The 567-nt window shown below is 68.3% G+C and carries 1 protein-coding gene; it reads left to right on the forward strand.

Annotated features, from left to right (window positions below):
• Positions 1-551, forward strand: a 551-nt coding sequence (locus MHZ35_RS17955; protein ID WP_239436860.1) for a hypothetical protein, incomplete at its 5' end; no start/stop codon positions are given.
• Positions 552-567: the final 16 nt, after the last annotated feature.

A 567-nucleotide genomic window follows, 5' to 3' on the forward strand; every position in this document is an offset into this window, starting at 1 on the left:
TGCGCGACTTCGGCAACGACTTCGTGGACACGGTGCTGTCCGAGGACACCTGGTCCAGCTGGGGAAACGCCGGACGGACCATGCTGAATATGCTCAAGAGCGAGTTCGTGAAGCTGGCCCTGCTCAACCCGCTCAAGAACCTGCTGAACGGCGACAAGGCGCTGCCGACGCTGAGCGGCCTGATCGGCAAGCTGGGCAGCCTGTTCGGCTCGAAGGGCGTCGGCAACAACGCTGCCGGCACGGAATGGTGGTCTGGTGGCGCGACCTGGCTCGCGGAAAACGGGCCCGAGATCGTCAACCTGCCGCAAGGGTCGAAGGTGACGCCGGCCGGCGAGACGCGTCGGCTGCTGGCGGCCAACGATGCGGGCCAGCGTGCGGGCGGCCTCACCGTCATCGTCAATGCGCAGGACGCCGTGCTGGCGGAGACTGTGCGCGGCTGGGTCGCGGAGGGGGTGGGCCTTGCGGCGACGCAGGGTGCTTCGGGCGGCGCAGCGATGGCAGAGGCGAATGATATGGAAGCGTCGTTGCGGCGGCTGGGGCGGTACCGGTGAGCGCGATCGAGATCCC

The sequence above is a fragment of the Sphingomonas sp. ACRSK genome, assembly GCF_022346685.1.
In the GTDB taxonomy this organism is placed as follows: Bacteria; Pseudomonadota; Alphaproteobacteria; order Sphingomonadales; family Sphingomonadaceae; genus Sphingomonas; species Sphingomonas molluscorum.